We start from the raw sequence: 15,583 nt of genomic DNA, 5'->3' as shown, positions 1-15,583 counted from the left end.
AATTTCAGGTAGCCTGCATATTGCAACAGGCTACCTGAAAACTTCTATTCCGCTATTTCATGATGGCGCATCACCCACCAGCCGCCCCACAGGCCGAGCAAGATAAACGCACAAGCCAGCAGTGACCACCAGGCAAACGGCACACTCAAGAAATATTCCACTGTGCCGCATTGGCCGTAGCCGCGGATAATCGGCTCATACCAATCAAACAGCGGCGCACCCTGCAAGCGGAAAGTCCATGGCGCCCCGCAGGAAGGTTGCTGTTCCAGGGGCAGGCTTTGCAGATGCAGCTGGCTGATGGCCGTCCAGCCGCCCCATAGCGCCGGAATGCTTACCAGCATTGCCGCTATCGTCCGCGCCCAACGGCGCTTCAGCGGCAACAGCATAGAGAGCAGCGAAAGCAGCCCCACGAAAATAATCGACACCCGCTGGATAATGCACATCACGCACGGATCCATGCCCCGCCCATACTGCATATACAACGACATCGCCGTACACACCGCCGCCACGGCAAAGATGCCCAACAGGATTTTTCGATAAGAACCAATCATGATCTGCTTTCATCCGGCTTGCAAAATTAAGGAATAACATTATAAACCCTCCGTCGGAGAGCGCCAAACGGCAAAGGCTACCTGAAATTTGTTCAGATAGCCTTTGTTTAGTAGAGCAAGACTGTTGTGCCTGTTTAATTAAAACTTGCTTTTAATGTCGTTAATCAGTCCTTCAGCCTTGTCTTTGGCTTCAGTCATCAGTTCTTCAGCAGTTTTTTTACCTTTTCCCAGCACATCGGCTGCTTGTTTTTCCACGTCAGCAATGGCTTCTTTGGCTTTACCCACGCCTTCTTGAATCAGTCCTTCAGCCTGCATCTTGCTGCTGCCGATGGTGTCGCCCACTTCTTTTTTTACTTTGCCTACGATTTCATCAAAATTGCTCATAAAAATACTCCTTGGTGGTTGTGTGATGTAGGAACTATGACTATAAACCGTTTCTACTTGACGAGTAAAACCAATTAACCTTGCTTTACTGTTTCCGCCTGTTTTTCCTTTGCCAAGAGTCAAACCCATTTTCAAGCAGCCTATAGTGGTGGCTGCCTAGTGGAGGCTACCTGAAAATTATTCAGCTATATTTTCAGGTAGCCTTATTGTATGCCGCAAAGGCTACCTGAAAGCAGTTAATACCTTTGTTTATCATGCTTAATTTGTTTGCTAAATCCATATTGCCGGCACTTGGGAGATAATTCCGGCAAGCAAGTTTTAATCTATGCAATATTTCGCACAAGCCGGCAAAATAGGCTACAATCGCCCCGTTTTCGACCACCCTCCAATATAAAGGTTGAGCCATGCTAACCGGTAGTCTTGTCGCCATCATCACTCCGATGCGTGAAGATGGCAGTGTCCACTACGAACAATTCCAACGCCTGATTGATTGGCATGTTGCCAACGGCACCGATGCCATTGTCGCCGTTGGTACCACCGGCGAGAGCACCACGCTCAGCGTGCCGGAAAAGATTGAAGTGATCGAGGCAGCCATCCGCTTTGCCGACGGCCGCATTCCGGTGATTGCCGGTACCGGTGTGAACAGTACCAGCGAAGCCATCGAGCTGTCTCGTGCGGCAGTTGGCTCCGGCGCGTATGCCACGCTGTCTGTGGTGCCGTACTACAACAAACCGCCGCAGGAAGGCATCTACCGCCACTTCGCTGCTATTGCCGAAGCGGCGGATATTCCGATGATTGTGTACAACGTGCCTGGCCGCACTGTGGTCAACATGAACAACGATACCGTGTTGCGCCTGGCTGAAATCCCCAACATCATCGGCATCAAAGAAGCCAGTGGCGACATTGGCCGTATGGTGGATCTGATTAACCGCGTGCCCGAAGATTTTGCTATCTATTCCGGCGATGACCCCACCGGCATGGCTGCCATGCTGTGCGGCGCACACGGTGTGATTACTGTAGCCGGTAATGTGGCGCCCAAGCTGTTTGCCGATATGTGCCGTGCCGCATTGGCCGGTAATCTGGCTGAAGCTCGTGCGCTGAACGCCAAACTGGTGCCGTTGTATCAAGAAATGTTTTGCGAGCCCAGCCCGGCCGCGCCGAAATGGGCGCTGGAAAAACTGGGCTTGTGCAGCCGTGCTGTACGCCTGCCGATGGTCAGCCTGAGCGAAACTGGTCAGGCACGAGTGAGCGCTGCATTGCAAAAACTGCAACTGATTTAATTGGATTTAATTACAAGTTTCAACCCTGAAGGACATAGCTGCATGAACGTATTCAAACTGCCCGCCGCCTTGTTGATGGCCAGCCTGGTGGCCGGTTGCGCTACTAAAACCGAAACGCCAAAGTTGGACTACCAAACTGAAAACCGCAAAGTGGTGAGCTTGGAAGTGCCGCCCGATTTAGACAACCCTTCGCAAGGCAATGTATATAACCTGCCAGCCGGCGGATCGGTGCGAGCCAGCGATGTTGCCCGCAGCCAGCAGGCTGCTGCCAATAAAGCGGGTTCGCCGGTGTTGGCTGAGGTGAAAAACATCACCATGCAGCGAGAAGGTGGTGAGCGTTGGCTGAACATTGCCAACAAAAACCCGGCCGAAGTGTGGCCACTCTTGCACGCTTTCTGGCAAGAGCAGGGCTTCGTGATTGCCCGTGAAGAGCCGGGTATCGGTCTGATGGAAACCGATTGGGCGGAAAACCGCGCCAAACTGCCACAAGACGGCCTGCGCCGCCTGTTTGAACGCGTTGGCCTGGGCGGTGTATATTCCACCGGCGAGCGCGACAAATTTACCATCCGCCTCGAGCGCAACAGCAAAGGTGGTACCGATGTATTCTTCACCCATCGTGGCATGAAGGAAACCTACGCTGACCGCAACAAAGACACCACCATGTGGCAGCCCTCGCAGCGTGATACTGCTTTGGAAGCCGCCTTGCTCGGCCGTTTCATGCAGTATTTGGGTGCGGACGAACAGCAGATTGAACAGGCGCTGAAACAGCAGCAATCTGCCGCTCCGCGCAGTGGAGATTTGGCCACATTGGAAAACGGCCATCTGATTTTGCGTGGCGACCAAGCCCGTAATTGGCGCCGCGTCGGCCTCGCGCTTGACCGTATTGGTCTGAGTGTTACTGCCCAAAACACCCAGCGCCAAGCCTATTTGGTTCAGGTAGCTCCTGCCGAAGGCGAAGCCGTGCGTACTGAGCAACCCGGTTTCTTCGGTCGTCTGTTTGGCCGCAGCAGCAAACCTGCTGAGCCGCAGGCACGGCCCGAATTTGTAGTGACCGTACAGCCGCGGGGCAACAATGCCAGCCAATTAGTATTGTCTAACAAAGATGGCAGCCCTTACCAAGGCGCAGATGCACAAACCTGGCTGAGCCGCCTGTATAACGAGCTACGCTAATAACACAATGAGAAAGCAGCCTTTAATGCAGATTAAAGGCTGCTTCTGTGCTTATTGGTTAAGGCAGGTAGGGAAAAGAAGCCGCTAGCAAAATGATATTTCAGGTAGCCTTATCGTGTGCAATTAGGCTACCTGAAAATATAAGAGTCAGCGGAGTTAGAGTAGGACGATCAGTTTGGTTGTGCTCCGTAACCGAAAATTAACTAAACATAGCCGAAACGTTCGTGTTGCCCGCTGTTTACCCTGTTGGTGGCATACACGCCTTAGCAGGTATCTCAAAACTTTAATATTGTTTGAATGTAAGCGATAGTTTGTATTCCCTTTTTATCTATAGAACTTCCAATATTTTAGGCACTCCTCCCTAGCTTCTTATCTCTCATACCACTATGAATAAAACCAGACGCTACCTGAAACTTACCGCGCTATTTACCATCTTGTTTATTCTGTTGCTGCTTGCCGGCAATGTTTTGTTTATTCTGAAACACTCCATCGCTGCCGTGGCTTGCTTTCTGGCCGCCTTTCTGTGTGTAGCCGGGCAGATGGCGTCGCTGGCCAAGTTTTTGCGTGAAAAACAGCTGATTGCTGCCCAACAAATGCAGCAGGTTGCTTCTCAGCAGCTGGAAAGCGAAGCTCAAGCGGTCGACAAGGAGACATCGTGAAAGAATTGGTATTAGCTAGCGGCAATGCTGGTAAATTGCGTGAATTCAATGCCCTGTTTACCGAACTCGGCTGGCGGGTGCGGCCGCAGTCAGATTTTGCCGTGCCCGAATGCCCGGAGCCGCATGTGAGTTTTGTGGAAAACGCGCTGGCCAAGGCGCGACATGCCAGCCGACATAGCGGTCTGCCCGCGCTGGCCGACGATAGCGGCATTTGCGCTCCCGCCCTAAACGGCGCGCCGGGGGTGCTCTCCGCACGCTATGCCGGAGCGGAACCGCGTTCTGATGCAGCCAACAATGCCAAACTGAGCGCCGATTTAGCGATGCAGGCCAACCGTGCCGTGTATTACGTTTGCGTACTGGTTTTGGTGCGCCACGCTGATGATCCGCAGCCGCTGATTGCTGAAGGTGTGTGGCATGGGCAATGGCAGGAACAAGCAGCTGGGAGCAACGGCTTCGGCTACGACCCGCATTTCTACCTGCCCGAATTACAGCAAACTGCCGCCCAGCTTGCGCCGGACACCAAAAATCAACTTAGCCACCGTGCCCAAGCTTTGCGGCAACTGGCAGCAAAAATACGTGCCGGGTTTTAACGCGATGAAATATCAGTTATCCCTTTCGCTGGCCAAAGGCTACCTGAAAACGAACGCTGTGAGTTTCGCCAAAACGAACGCTGTGAGTTTCTGTGGAGCTAAAAAGAGCGAAGCAAATTCTGCCAAAATCGGTATGGTTGGCTGTGCCATGTTGCTGGCCGCCTGTTCTACCTTGCCTGCCAGTGCCGAACCTGTCAGGAGCAACAGCATCAGCGGCGAAGTGGTGCGCGTGTGGGACGGTGATACGCTGCATCTGCAAGACGGCTCTGGCCACCGACATAAAATCCGCCTTGCCGGTATCGACGCGCCAGAATTGGAGCAAGCCCAGGGCAAAGCCTGCCGCGACCGTTTGGCCGGGCAAGTGCTGCATCGGCAAGTGCAGGCCGCAATCGTGGATACCGACCGCTACGGCCGCAAAGTGGCACAAATCCGCCTGAACGGCCGTGATATTAACCGGCAGCAGGTGGCCGACGGCTGTGCCTGGCACTACCGCCGCTACGCCCGAGAATGGCAGAGTGAGGCTGAATATGCCGCTTATGCCGAAGCTGAGGTGCAAGCCAAAAACCAGCGGCTCGGCCTATGGCGGCAAGCTTCTCCGCAGGCACCGTGGCAGTTTCGTCACCGGCAGCAACAACAGTACCGGCATTGAGTAGGCTACCTGAAAACGAACGTAGTGAGTTTCGCTAAAACGAACGTAGTGAGTTTCGCTAAAGCGTAAGTCTCAACGAAGCTAAAACGAGGTTGCAGCAAAGTAAAAAATGAAAGGGATGGGCTTGGCCAAAACTAGATAGCTGCTTAATCAAAATCGTTCGCAATAAAACTCCTATCCCTGCCAGCACAATGCTATAATTCGCAAATTTTTCCGCCGCCGTGCGGGTTCACTTTATTCAGAAAGACAATATGGCAGCCTTCAACACACAAAAAGTCCTGTCCGTACACCACTGGACCGACGCCTATTTCACCTTCACTTGTACCCGCGACGACAGCCTGCGTTTTGAAAACGGCCAATTCGTCATGGTCGGCCTGCTGGTGGACGGTAAGCCCCTGATGCGTGCCTACAGCGTGGCTTCAGCCAACTGGGAAGAGCATCTCGAGTTTTTCAGCATTAAAGTGCCGGATGGCCCGCTCACCAGCCGCTTGCAGCACCTTAAAGTCGGCGACGAAGTGCTCATCAGCAAAAAGCCTACCGGCACTCTGATTTGCGGCGATTTAAACCCCGGAAAACACCTCTATCTGCTCTCCACCGGTACCGGTATCGCCCCGTTCTTGAGCATCACTAAAGATCCAGAAGTGTATGAGCAATTTGAAAAAGTCATTCTCGTGCATGGTGTGCGCTATAAAAAAGACCTCGCTTACTATGACCGCTTCACCCAAGAGCTGCCTAACCACGAATACTTGGGCGAAATGATTCGCGAGAAACTGATTTACTACCCCATTGTTTCCCGAGAGGAATTCGAACACCAAGGCCGACTTACCGATTTGATGCGGAGCGGCAAACTGTTCGAGGATATCGGCCTGCCGCCGATTAATCCGCAAGATGACCGCGCCATGTTGTGCGGCAGCCCGGCCATGCTCAAAGACACCAGTGATGTGCTCAACAGCTTCGGTCTTACTGTGTCGCCCAAAATGGGGCAGCGCGGTGATTATCTGATTGAACGCGCGTTTGTGGACCAATAAGGTTTAAATGTTTGAGTACACCAAAAAGGCTACCTGAAATTTTCAGGTAGCCTTTTTGGTGGAACCTTCACATGGGGAGATATCGGCTGGTGTGTGCGCGTTTCTGCGTGTATTTGTTCCGAGCAGCCAAACGGTGTACATGATGTTGGCGGCGCAGGTTACTGGTACGGTGGTGGCGCAGGTTCAACAGTCGCCGGTGGCAGAGAAAGCCATGCGACTGTTGGAGCAGAAATTAGATGAAGCACTAGCCGAGAAACAGCAAGCGAATTAAGGAGCCAGAATCAAGCAACAGGTCACTTACGGGTGACCTGTTTTATTGGAGACACAAAATGTTGAACGTAGAACAAGCGGCGGAGCGCCTGTTTCTTCACCCAGAAACTGTCCGCCTCAAAGCTCGGTCACGGGAAATCCCTGCCTATAAGAAAAATGGGAAGTGGTACTTCTTCGCCGACGAGCTAGACGAGTACATCAAATCAGGGAACAATGTAGCCTTGCAAGAGGCTGCACATGAAAGGAGTATTGCATCATGTCCAGTCGTAAAAGCATCATCAACGTCTATAAAAGGAAAGGGCGGCGCGGTTGGTACTACGCGTTCACCGCGCCGGACGGTCAACGAATACGCCGCTATGCTCAAACTGACGACGAACAGCAAGCCAGGGAATTAGCTGCCAAGCACTACAACAGCGCGTTTGAGACCCAGCGGTTGGGAGTCCAGGTCGAGCATTCATGGCCGGAGACCGTAGTAGAGTGGTTGAAGGAAAACCCCCGCAAGCAGCAAGACTACAACACCTTGCTGTTTTTACGTTGGTTAGACCCGCACCTAGGTCATCTAAATATCTCGGAAATTGACCGTGAAGTCCTGCGGCAAGTGAGAGATGCCAAAATGGCTGAAGGTGTCAAACCCAGAACCGTGAATGCCTACCTGCAACAAATTAGGTTGGTGCTCCGCGCAGCCCATGAATGGGGTTGGCTGGATCGCCTACTGAAATTCACGATGCTGGAGGAACCAAAACGTCGGGAACGTTGGCTGACCTCGGATGAGAAAGAAAGATTGTTCGCCGAGTTGCCTGACCACCTGATTCCAGTGGTGAGATTTGCATTGGCTACGGGGTTGCGTATGAGCAACATCACGCAGATGCAGTGGTCACAAATCGATCTTCAGCGACAGACGGCGTGGGTATTCGCCGATAAAACCAAGTCGGGCAGACCGATTGGCGTACCTTTAAATCAGGAAGCAATGGAGACGCTGCAATCGCAGATGGGTAAACATCCGGAAGCGGTCTTCACGTTCCGGGGTAAACCAATCAAGCGAGCGAATCAAGCAGCATGGAGAAAAGCCAGAGATAGGGCAGGACTGTCAGATTTCAGATTTCATGATTGCCGGCACACTTGGGCGACCAACCACGTCATCTCCGGCACACCCATCTACCAACTGAAAGAACTAGGTAGCTGGTCAAGTATGGAGATGGTACAAAAATATGCTCACTTGAACGTCGAACACCTGAAAAAATTCGCTGATAACGCGTCCCGTTTTGGCACCAGTGTGGCACCAGTTGAAAACCAAGCGGTACAAAAGAAAAAACAGCCAGCGTAACTGACTGTTTTTGTGTATCTAATTGGTCGGAGTGAAAGGATTCGAACCTTCGACCCCTTGCACCCCATGCAAGTGCGCTACCAGACTGCGCCACACTCCGACTTCCGAAAGAAAGTAATTTTAAGCTGTTTTTTGCGGCTTGGCAAGGGCTGCTTCGATTTTTTCTAAAACAACCTGCAAATCCTGCCGAACCTCTTCAGCAGTGGCCGCGGGGCGGTTTAGGCTGTCGTGGCCGTTTAGATTGAAACGGTCGATGTAGGTGGGGAAACTGCCGCTTAATTTTCGGATTTTCACCACATCTTGCCGGGTGTATTGGTTACCGCCATGGCCGATCACTACGCCATTATCTTGCTGCCATTGGAAGAATTGCTCGGGCTGGATATCGGCCAGATAGCATAACTCTTCCAGGCTGAAATAGCGTTTAACCGGAATGGGCGGCAGGGCGCGTTCAGTTTTGTTTGCCATAGTGGTGTTCCACCATGCCTTTGAGTTTTTGGCTGGCGTGGAAGGTTACCACCCGACGGGCGGTAATCGGAACTTCTTTGCCGGTTTTGGGGTTGCGGCCTGGGCGCTGCGGTTTGTCGCGTAGTTGAAAGTTGCCGAAGCCGGAAATTTTGATTTCTTCGCCGCGTTCTAAAGTGGCACGGATTTCTTCGAAGAATAGTTCAACGATTTCTTTTGCGTCGTTCTTGCTGATATTGCTGACTTTTTCTACCAGAATATCGGCTAATTCTGCTTTGGTGAGTGTCATTGGGTTTACCTCTAAGTTGCTAAGTTGCGGATTATCGCTAATTACTTTTTAGAAATCAAGCGAATGCTGGGGTATATGAGAAAATCTGTAGAACAGGGCGGCATATTGTGTGGCAATCTGTGCATTATGCCTATCCACAGTGGGTTTCGCTGTGAGCTGCCATAGCGCAGGCTACCTGAAAAATGGCTGTATTTTTATATTTGCAGCCAAGCTTGCAGTGCAGCCGGATTTTCGATGGTTAGCCAAGCGGTATTAGCAGTGGCAGCTTGTACAGGGGCGGTGGTGTGGTGCAATACGCTGTGCCGGAAGTAGTGTAGCTTGACTTGGCTGCCGATTTTTTGTTGCTGCCATTGGGTAGCAAAATCGTTGGCGGCATAGCCATTAATGGCGATGATGCGGTCGCCAGGGGCTAGGCCGGCATGTTCGGCACTGCTGCCATTGAGTACGTGGCTGATGGTGATGTCGCTGCCGTTTTGCTGGAAGCGGACGCCGAAGTCATTGGCTGGCAGAGTAGGTGGTAGCGGCCCACAGCCACCGTTATGTGAGGGCGGCAGGGGTAGCCAGTGCAGGCAGAGGCCGGCGTGGGCGAGGGCGGTTTCGAGCGGCAGTGGCCGGGTGTTGCGGATGAGTTGGTTGAACAAATTGCGCAAGTCAAGGCCGATGATGGTTTGGGCAAGCTCTTCCCATTCGGTTTCATCCAGCGGTTGTTTTCTGGTCAGCCAGTCTTGATAGAGGGCTTGCATGATGCTGTCGAGGCTGTGCCGGCTTTGCTTGCGGATGTGGAGGTCGAGGCAGAGGGCGGCTAGGGCGCCTTGCTGGTAGTAGCTGGTGATGGCGTTGGGGCTGTTTTCGTTTTGTTTGTAGTATTTGTCCCAGGCGTGGAAGCTGGATTGGGCGAGGGTTTGCCGTCGATGGCCGGGGTTGCGGTGCACACGGGTGATGGTTTTGGCTAAGAGCTCGAGATAGGCAGCGGGGCTGATTCGACCGCTGCGCACGAGGAATAGGTCGTCGTAATAAGATGTAATGCCTTCGAATGCCCATAAAAGCTCGGTGTAGGCTTCTTGGTTGAGGTCGGATTGGGCGAGGGCGGCAGGTTTGATGGATTTGACGTTCCAAGCATGGAAGTATTCATGAGAAATCAGGCCGAGCAGCTGGGTATAGTTGGTAGAGGCTTCAGCAAGGTTGTTTTCAGGTAGCCAGCTGCGGTCGGCGAGCAGGGCAGTAGATGATGTGTGTTCGAGGCCGCCGTAGATGTGGTCGCCCAGATGCAGCAGGAAGGTGTAGTGCGCAAACGGGGCGGGGTTGGGGAAGAATTGGAGTTGGGCGGTGCAGATGGCTTGGGTGTCGGCTAGCAGGCGTTGGCGGTCGAAGTCGGGGTAGTGGCCGCTGAGGACGATGCGGTGTGGAATGCCGGCAGCGGTGAATTCGAGAATTTCGAGAGTGCCGGCTTCCAGCGGGCAGTCGATGAGGTGGCGGTAGTTGTCTGCTTGGTAGAGATGGTCACCTAGTCTGGGCAGAGCGGTGGCGGTTTGCCATTGGCTGGGGAAACAGAGTTCGACTTGGTGTGGCTCTTCAGTGTGTGAGGCTACCTGAAAAAACAGGGTGGCGCCGTCGAAGAAGGTGCGTTCGCTATCTAAATAGCAACCGCGCACGGAGAGATCGAAAGCATAAACATCGTATTCGATGATCCAGTCGCCGGGTGTATTTTCTTCGGCCTGCCAGATATTTTTGCTGATAGCTTGTAAATCGGCAGCTTGGCCGTTGCAGCTGGCTTCAATGCGGACGATGTGCCGGGCAAACTCACGAATCATATAGCTACCGGGCACCCAGTTGGGTAAGGTGAGGCGAACGGGTTGGCTGCCGTGGTGGCTGAAACGCAGGCAAACACGGAATAGATGTTGTTTGGGTAGCGGGGTAATAGTGTAGTGAGGCATTTATTTATTCGGTTTTGATTGAAAGGGATATGGCGTTTTCAGGTAGCCTGTTTTGCGAAAAATGAAAAGATGTGTGTATTTTTGTGGTTATAGTGTGTGTTTTGCTTTAAAATATACCGCTTAAACTGCGCGCAGTCTATCGCTATATGGCTTGCGGTGGTTTCTTTCTATATAAATTAAGAAAATCGGATGTGCCGGCCTGCATGGGTTTGGCTGAACCGGTGTTGAAGAAGAGTACAGCCATCTTTATGGAGGTTTTTCATGGAAACACAAACCTATAACTACAAAGTAGTGCGGCAGTTTGCCGTGATGACAGTGGTTTGGGGTGTGGTTGGGATGTTGGTTGGGGTAATCGTGGCGGCACAGCTCTATTTCCCACAACTGAATCTGTCTGAGGTGGGACCATGGTTCCATTTCGGTCGTTTACGCCCGCTGCACACCAATGCTGTTATTTTTGCATTCGGCGGCTGCGGCCTGATCGCCACATCTTATTATGTGGTGCAGCGCACTTGTAACGCCCGCTTGTATGGCGGCTGGCTCCCAGCCTTTACCTTTTGGGGCTGGCAGCTGGTGATTGTGCTGGCGGCGGTTACTCTGCCAATGGGCTATACACAAGGCAAAGAATATGCCGAATTGGCTTGGCCGATTGATATTCTGATTACTCTGGTTTGGGTGGCTTATGCCATTGTGTTTTTCGGCACGCTCGCTAAACGTAAAGTAAAACACATTTATGTAGCCAACTGGTTTTACGGCGCATTCATTTTGGCCGTGGCACTGTTGCATGTTGTCAACAGTTTAGCTGTGCCTGCCGGCTTGTTCGATATGACCTCCTACCCCATCTACGCCGGCGCGATTGATGCCATGGTGCAATGGTGGTATGGCCACAATGCCGTAGGCTTCTTCCTCACCGCCGGCTTCTTGGGCATGATGTATTACTTCGTGCCTAAACAAGCAGGTCGACCTGTGTACTCATACCGCTTGTCTGTGGTGCACTTTTGGGCGCTGATTTTCACCTATATGTGGGCTGGCCCGCATCATCTGCACTACACCGCACTGCCAGACTGGACGCAGTCTTTGGGTATGGTGTTGTCGCTGATTCTGTTTGTGCCCTCTTGGGGCGGCATGATCAACGGTATCATGACTCTTTCCGGCGCGTGGGACAAACTGCGCACTGACCCGATTCTTAAATTCCTCGTGGTTTCTCTCTCCTTCTACGGTATGTCTACCTTTGAAGGCCCGATGATGTCGATTAAAACCGTAAACGCCCTGAGCCACTATACCGACTGGACGGTTGGCCACGTGCATGCTGGTGCTTTGGGTTGGGTAGGTTTTGTGACCATGGGCTCGATTTACTATCTGATCCCGCGCCTGTTCGGCCAGAAGGAAATGTACAGTACCAAAATGGTGGAAGCGCATTTCTGGATCGGCACAGTGGGTATTGTGCTGTATATCGCCTCCATGTGGATTGCCGGTGTGATGCAGGGTTTGATGTGGGGCGCGTTGAACGAAGACGGTACGCTTACCAATCCTGATTTCGTTGCCTCGGTTCGTGAAAGCATGCGCTTTTATCTGATCCGCTTATCCGGTGGTCTGTTGTATCTGGTGGGTATGGTATTGATGGCATACAACGTTTACCGCACCGCAGTAGCGGGCAAGCCGGTGGATGCTGCTATTCCTGCTCTCACACAGAACCAACAGCACTAAAGCTATAAAATCAATAGAAATCAAGAACAGGCTACCAAAATGCAACTGCAAAAACTTGCCGAAGAAAAAGTAGGCTACCTGATTGTGTTTACCTTTCTGCTGATCAGCGTTGGGTTGTTTGTTGAGGTTGTGCCGCTGTTTTTCAGCCCAACCGTTACTCAGCCAATCCCAGGCGTGAAGCCCTATACAGCGCTTCAGGTGGCTGGCCGAGATATTTATATCCGTGAAGGCTGCTACAACTGCCACTCCCAAATGATCCGCCCCTTCCGTGCTGAAACCGAGCGCTATGGCCATTATTCTGTGGCCGGTGAATCGGTGTACGATCATCCGTTCCAGTGGGGCTCCAAGCGTACTGGTCCAGATTTGGCTCGCGTGGGTGGCCGCTATTCCGATGAATGGCACCGCCGTCACCTGATTAATCCGCGCCAAGTAGTGGCAGATTCCAATATGCCCGCTTTCCCATGGTTGGCACGAAACCGTGTGGATGGAGAAACTGTGGCCAGCCATATGCGTGCCCTGCGCAGGGTAGGTGTGCCTTATAGCGATGAGGAAATCGCCGCTGCTCCGGCGCAGGTGGAAGGCAAATCCGAGATGGAAGCGGTCATCGCTTATCTGCAAGGCTTGGGTTTGGCACTGAAAAATACCCATGAAGTAAGAAAATAAGGCAGTTTCATGAGCGAAGTGAATCTGGTTCGGGTTATGTACACCGTCATCTGCTTCTTGTTTTTTATGGTGGTGCTTGGTATTGCCTATTATGGCAAATTCAAAGCGCACTATGATGAAGAGGGACGGCGCATCATTGATGATGATGATTCGGTATAACAATAACCAGATTCCTTAGACCGTGAACACGGAGCACAATAATGAATACATCCCACTTTACTAGCAATTTCTGGAACTACTACATCGCCGGCATCGTCGTGATCAGCTTTATTGGGCTGATATGGCTGATTTTGTCGCAAAATAAGGTTAAGCTACCGGCCAAAGGCGAAGATGTAAAAACCACTGGCCACAGTTGGGACGGCATCGAGGAATATAATAATCCGCTGCCTCGCTGGTGGTTTTATCTCTACATCCTGATTTGGCTGTTCTCCATCGGCTACCTGTATGTTTATCCTGGTTTGGGCGACTACAAAGGCTCATTTGGCTGGACCAGCAGCAACCAGTATGAGAAAGAAATGGAGACCGCCAATGCCCAGTTTGCACCTGTATATGGAAAATTTGCCGATATGCCGGTGGAGCAAGTAGCAGCAGACCCGCAGGCGCAACGCTTCGGTAAAAACCTATTCGATACCTACTGTATCCAATGCCACGGCTCAGATGCCAAAGGTCAAACCGGTTTCCCCAACCTCACCGACAACGACTGGTTGTGGGGTGGCTCACCTGAGCAAATCCGGCAAACCATCGCCAAAGGCCGTGTTGGCATTATGGCGCCTTGGGGCCCTGCCTTGGGTGAAGAAGGCGTGAAAAACGCTGCTCATTATGTACTGTCTCTTTCCGGCGCATCGCATGATGAAGAACGTGCCAAACGTGGCGATGCCATCTTCCACGGTCCGCCCGCCAACTGCTTCGTTTGCCACGGCGATAAAGGCCAAGGCGTGCAGGGAGCCGGCCCGAACCTGACTGATAAAGTTTGGTTGTGGGGTGGCAGCGAAAGAGCCATTGTGGAAACCATTACTAACGGTCGCCACAGCCAAATGCCGGCATGGGAAGGATTCTTGGATGATAACAAAATCCATATCTTGACTGCCTATGTGTGGGGTAAAGCCAATCCGAACGGCGCCGCCAAACCCACAGCGGCAACAGCATCTGCTCCCGCACCAGCTGCTGCTTCCTCAGCCAGTGCAGCTTCTGCCGCCTCGCAGCCTGCGGCTAAGTAAGAGAGTGTCCATTCGAAGGCTACCTGAAAAAGCCAAGGCATTTTTCAGGTAGCCTTTCCTATACACCGCGTTTACAATATAGCCAAATTCTCTTTACAGGACATAAGTCATGCTAGATATCCAACTTCTCCGTACCGATGCCGCCGCTGTAGCCGCCAAACTGGCACAACGCGGGTTTGTTTTTGATTCTGCCGCCTTCGACGCATTGGAAGCTCAGCGTAAGGCTCTGCAAATGCGTACCGAAGAGCTGCAATCCCGACGCAACAGTGTGTCCAAACAAATCGGTGCGCTCAAAGGGCAGGGCAAACATGCCGAAGCCGAAGCAGCTATGGCCGAAGTAGCACAGATCAAAACCGATTTGGAACAGGCTGATACCGACTACCAAGCCGTACAGGCACAAATCGATGCCTTGCTGCTAGGTATCCCGAATTTACCGCACGAGAGCGTGCCAGCCGGCAAAGATGAAACTGAAAACGTGGAAGTGCGCCGCGTAGGTACTCCGCGTCAATTTGATTTCGAAATCAAAGACCATGTGGACTTGGGCGAAAAGCTCGGCCTCGATTTTGAAACTGCTGCTGCGCTTTCCGGTGCCCGCTTCAGCCTGATGAAAGGTCAGGTTGCCCGCCTGCACCGTGCCTTGGCGCAATTTATGCTCGACACCCACACCCAGCAGCACGGCTACACCGAGTGCTACACCCCTTATATCGTCAGCGATAGCACTCTCATCGGTACTGGCCAGCTGCCCAAATTTGGTGAAGATTTGTTCCATGTTATCCGCGGTGGTGATGAGAGCAAAACCAAGCAGTACCTCATTCCCACAGCCGAAGTAACTCTGACCAACACCGTGCGCGAGCGCATCCTGCCGACCGATGCCTTGCCTATCAAACTCACCGCCCACTCGCCCTGCTTCCGTAGCGAAGCCGGCTCGCACGGCAAAGACACGCGCGGCCTTATCCGCCAGCACCAATTTGATAAGGTAGAAATGGTGCAAATTGCTCACCCCGACCACTCCTACGCCGCACTGGAAGAAATGGTCGGCCACGCCGAGCGCATCTTGCAACTGCTCGAACTGCCTTACCGCGTTATTACCCTGTGTACCGGCGATATGGGCTTTGGCGCCGCCAAAACCTACGATTTGGAAGTGTGGGTGCCCGCGCAAAATACCTATCGCGAAATCTCCAGCTGCTCCAACTGCGAAGATTTCCAAGCCCGCCGCATGAAAGCCCGCTTCAAAGATGAAGATGGAAAAAATCGCTTGGTGCACACCCTGAATGGTTCCGGCTTGGCGGTAGGCCGTACCTTAGTGGCGGTACTGGAAAACCATCAAAACGCCGACGGCAGCATCAGCATCCCTGTTGCCTTGCGCCCCTACTTGGGCGGCGTGGATAAGCTCGTCCCCTAAGCCCAAA

At 52.5% G+C, this 15,583-nt stretch carries 18 protein-coding genes, 1 tRNA gene and 1 pseudogene; 14 read left to right on the top strand and 6 right to left on the bottom strand.

What is annotated here, in order from left to right:
* Positions 1–44: 44 nt before the first annotated feature.
* Together HMPREF2541_RS01080 and HMPREF2541_RS01075 are read right to left on the bottom strand one after the other, a co-directional pair.
* Entirely contained in the window at positions 45–551 is a 507-nt protein-coding gene (locus tag HMPREF2541_RS01080; RefSeq protein ID WP_049258464.1) for a disulfide bond formation protein B, read from the bottom strand.
* A gap of 138 nt (positions 552–689) precedes the next feature.
* Complete coding sequence (locus tag HMPREF2541_RS01075; RefSeq protein WP_371327081.1) at positions 690–1,064, bottom strand: CsbD family protein; 375 nt, start codon at positions 1,062–1,064, stop codon at positions 690–692.
* A gap of 275 nt (positions 1,065–1,339) precedes the next feature.
* On the opposite strand from HMPREF2541_RS01075, the gene dapA reads away from it, so the two are divergent.
* The 9 genes from dapA to HMPREF2541_RS01040 all read left to right on the top strand — a co-directional run bounded on the left by dapA (position 1,340) and on the right by HMPREF2541_RS01040 (position 7,905).
* Positions 1,340–2,215: a 4-hydroxy-tetrahydrodipicolinate synthase gene (gene dapA, locus HMPREF2541_RS01070; RefSeq protein WP_070541326.1), complete on the top strand. Its 876-nt coding sequence runs from the start codon at positions 1,340–1,342 to the stop codon at positions 2,213–2,215.
* 42 nt (positions 2,216–2,257) lie between these two features.
* Entirely contained in the window at positions 2,258–3,385 is a 1,128-nt protein-coding gene (gene bamC / locus HMPREF2541_RS01065) for an outer membrane protein assembly factor BamC (RefSeq protein ID WP_070541324.1), read from the top strand.
* A 386-nt stretch (positions 3,386–3,771) separates the two neighbouring features.
* Positions 3,772–4,044 (top strand): NGO_0222 family membrane protein, encoded by a 273-nt coding sequence (locus HMPREF2541_RS01060; RefSeq protein WP_003822580.1) that lies wholly within the window; start codon positions 3,772–3,774, stop codon positions 4,042–4,044.
* Positions 4,041–4,634, top strand: a complete 594-nt coding sequence (gene rdgB, locus HMPREF2541_RS01055) for an RdgB/HAM1 family non-canonical purine NTP pyrophosphatase (protein WP_023886467.1) — start codon at positions 4,041–4,043, stop codon at positions 4,632–4,634. The genes HMPREF2541_RS01060 and rdgB overlap by 4 nt, the downstream gene beginning before the upstream one ends.
* Before the next feature lie 148 nt (positions 4,635–4,782).
* Positions 4,783–5,283 (top strand): thermonuclease family protein, encoded by a 501-nt coding sequence (locus HMPREF2541_RS01050; protein WP_246824958.1) that lies wholly within the window; start codon positions 4,783–4,785, stop codon positions 5,281–5,283.
* 251 nt (positions 5,284–5,534) lie between these two features.
* Entirely contained in the window at positions 5,535–6,311 is a 777-nt protein-coding gene (locus HMPREF2541_RS01045; RefSeq protein ID WP_023886469.1) for a ferredoxin--NADP reductase, read from the top strand.
* A 133-nt stretch (positions 6,312–6,444) separates the two neighbouring features.
* Positions 6,445–6,582: a hypothetical protein gene (locus HMPREF2541_RS12105; protein ID WP_168161072.1), complete on the top strand. Its 138-nt coding sequence runs from the start codon at positions 6,445–6,447 to the stop codon at positions 6,580–6,582.
* Between the two features lie 58 nt (positions 6,583–6,640).
* A complete protein-coding gene (locus HMPREF2541_RS12555; RefSeq protein ID WP_083296742.1) occupies positions 6,641–6,976 on the top strand; it encodes a helix-turn-helix domain-containing protein in 336 nt (111 codons plus the stop codon).
* Positions 6,859–7,905 (top strand): tyrosine-type recombinase/integrase, encoded by a 1,047-nt coding sequence (locus HMPREF2541_RS01040; protein ID WP_371327082.1) that lies wholly within the window; start codon positions 6,859–6,861, stop codon positions 7,903–7,905. The genes HMPREF2541_RS12555 and HMPREF2541_RS01040 overlap by 118 nt, the downstream gene beginning before the upstream one ends.
* 23 nt (positions 7,906–7,928) lie before the next feature.
* On the opposite strand, the gene HMPREF2541_RS01035 is transcribed toward HMPREF2541_RS01040, so the two are convergent.
* The 4 genes from HMPREF2541_RS01035 to HMPREF2541_RS01020 all read right to left on the bottom strand — a co-directional run bounded on the left by HMPREF2541_RS01035 (position 7,929) and on the right by HMPREF2541_RS01020 (position 10,590).
* Positions 7,929–8,005, bottom strand: a tRNA-Pro gene (locus tag HMPREF2541_RS01035).
* A gap of 20 nt (positions 8,006–8,025) precedes the next feature.
* A complete protein-coding gene (locus HMPREF2541_RS01030) occupies positions 8,026–8,370 on the bottom strand; it encodes a hypothetical protein (protein WP_003822586.1) in 345 nt (114 codons plus the stop codon).
* Positions 8,354–8,656 (bottom strand): integration host factor subunit alpha, encoded by a 303-nt coding sequence (locus tag HMPREF2541_RS01025; RefSeq protein ID WP_003822587.1) that lies wholly within the window; start codon positions 8,654–8,656, stop codon positions 8,354–8,356. The genes HMPREF2541_RS01030 and HMPREF2541_RS01025 overlap by 17 nt, the downstream gene beginning before the upstream one ends.
* 194 nt (positions 8,657–8,850) lie before the next feature.
* A complete protein-coding gene (locus tag HMPREF2541_RS01020; RefSeq protein ID WP_070541318.1) occupies positions 8,851–10,590 on the bottom strand; it encodes a M61 family metallopeptidase in 1,740 nt (579 codons plus the stop codon).
* Positions 10,591–10,851: 261 nt separating this feature from the next.
* On the opposite strand from HMPREF2541_RS01020, the gene ccoN reads away from it, so the two are divergent.
* From ccoN to serS, 5 genes and pseudogenes are all read left to right on the top strand, one after another.
* Entirely contained in the window at positions 10,852–12,294 is a 1,443-nt protein-coding gene (ccoN, locus tag HMPREF2541_RS01015) for a cytochrome-c oxidase, cbb3-type subunit I (protein WP_003822589.1), read from the top strand.
* 39 nt (positions 12,295–12,333) lie between these two features.
* Entirely contained in the window at positions 12,334–12,957 is a 624-nt protein-coding gene (gene ccoO, locus HMPREF2541_RS01010; protein ID WP_064086770.1) for a cytochrome-c oxidase, cbb3-type subunit II, read from the top strand.
* 9 nt (positions 12,958–12,966) lie between these two features.
* Entirely contained in the window at positions 12,967–13,116 is a 150-nt protein-coding gene (locus HMPREF2541_RS11785; RefSeq protein WP_003822591.1) for a hypothetical protein, read from the top strand.
* Positions 13,117–13,157: 41 nt separating this feature from the next.
* Positions 13,158–14,168: pseudogene (ccoP, locus tag HMPREF2541_RS01005) on the top strand (cytochrome-c oxidase, cbb3-type subunit III); the annotation flags it as partial.
* A gap of 115 nt (positions 14,169–14,283) precedes the next feature.
* Entirely contained in the window at positions 14,284–15,576 is a 1,293-nt protein-coding gene (serS, locus tag HMPREF2541_RS01000) for a serine--tRNA ligase (protein ID WP_070541316.1), read from the top strand.
* Positions 15,577–15,583: the final 7 nt, after the last annotated feature.

Source organism: Eikenella sp. HMSC061C02, assembly GCF_001809035.1.
Taxonomy (GTDB): Bacteria; Pseudomonadota; Gammaproteobacteria; order Burkholderiales; family Neisseriaceae; genus Eikenella; species Eikenella corrodens.
Note: the sequence above shows the minus strand (reverse complement) of the source record. Positions and strands in the feature narration are given on the sequence as shown.

Bases quoted from the DNA above. Each gene is read 5' to 3' on its own strand.
- HMPREF2541_RS01080 (WP_049258464.1), bottom strand. From the start codon at position 551: ATGATTGGTTCTTATCGAAAAATCCTGTTGGGCATCTTTGCCGTGGCG.
- HMPREF2541_RS01075 (WP_371327081.1), bottom strand. From the start codon at position 1,064: ATGGGTTTGACTCTTGGCAAAGGAAAAACAGGCGGAAACAGTAAAGCA.
- dapA (WP_070541326.1), top strand. From the start codon at position 1,340: ATGCTAACCGGTAGTCTTGTCGCCATCATCACTCCGATGCGTGAAGAT.
- bamC (WP_070541324.1), top strand. From the start codon at position 2,258: ATGAACGTATTCAAACTGCCCGCCGCCTTGTTGATGGCCAGCCTGGTG.
- HMPREF2541_RS01060 (WP_003822580.1), top strand. From the start codon at position 3,772: ATGAATAAAACCAGACGCTACCTGAAACTTACCGCGCTATTTACCATC.
- HMPREF2541_RS01050 (WP_246824958.1), top strand. From the start codon at position 4,783: ATGTTGCTGGCCGCCTGTTCTACCTTGCCTGCCAGTGCCGAACCTGTC.
- HMPREF2541_RS01045 (WP_023886469.1), top strand. From the start codon at position 5,535: ATGGCAGCCTTCAACACACAAAAAGTCCTGTCCGTACACCACTGGACC.
- HMPREF2541_RS12555 (WP_083296742.1), top strand. From the start codon at position 6,641: ATGTTGAACGTAGAACAAGCGGCGGAGCGCCTGTTTCTTCACCCAGAA.
- HMPREF2541_RS01030 (WP_003822586.1), bottom strand. From the start codon at position 8,370: ATGGCAAACAAAACTGAACGCGCCCTGCCGCCCATTCCGGTTAAACGC.
- HMPREF2541_RS01025 (WP_003822587.1), bottom strand. From the start codon at position 8,656: ATGACACTCACCAAAGCAGAATTAGCCGATATTCTGGTAGAAAAAGTC.
- HMPREF2541_RS01020 (WP_070541318.1), bottom strand. From the start codon at position 10,590: ATGCCTCACTACACTATTACCCCGCTACCCAAACAACATCTATTCCGT.
- ccoN (WP_003822589.1), top strand. From the start codon at position 10,852: ATGGAAACACAAACCTATAACTACAAAGTAGTGCGGCAGTTTGCCGTG.
- ccoO (WP_064086770.1), top strand. From the start codon at position 12,334: ATGCAACTGCAAAAACTTGCCGAAGAAAAAGTAGGCTACCTGATTGTG.
- HMPREF2541_RS11785 (WP_003822591.1), top strand. From the start codon at position 12,967: ATGAGCGAAGTGAATCTGGTTCGGGTTATGTACACCGTCATCTGCTTC.
- serS (WP_070541316.1), top strand. From the start codon at position 14,284: ATGCTAGATATCCAACTTCTCCGTACCGATGCCGCCGCTGTAGCCGCC.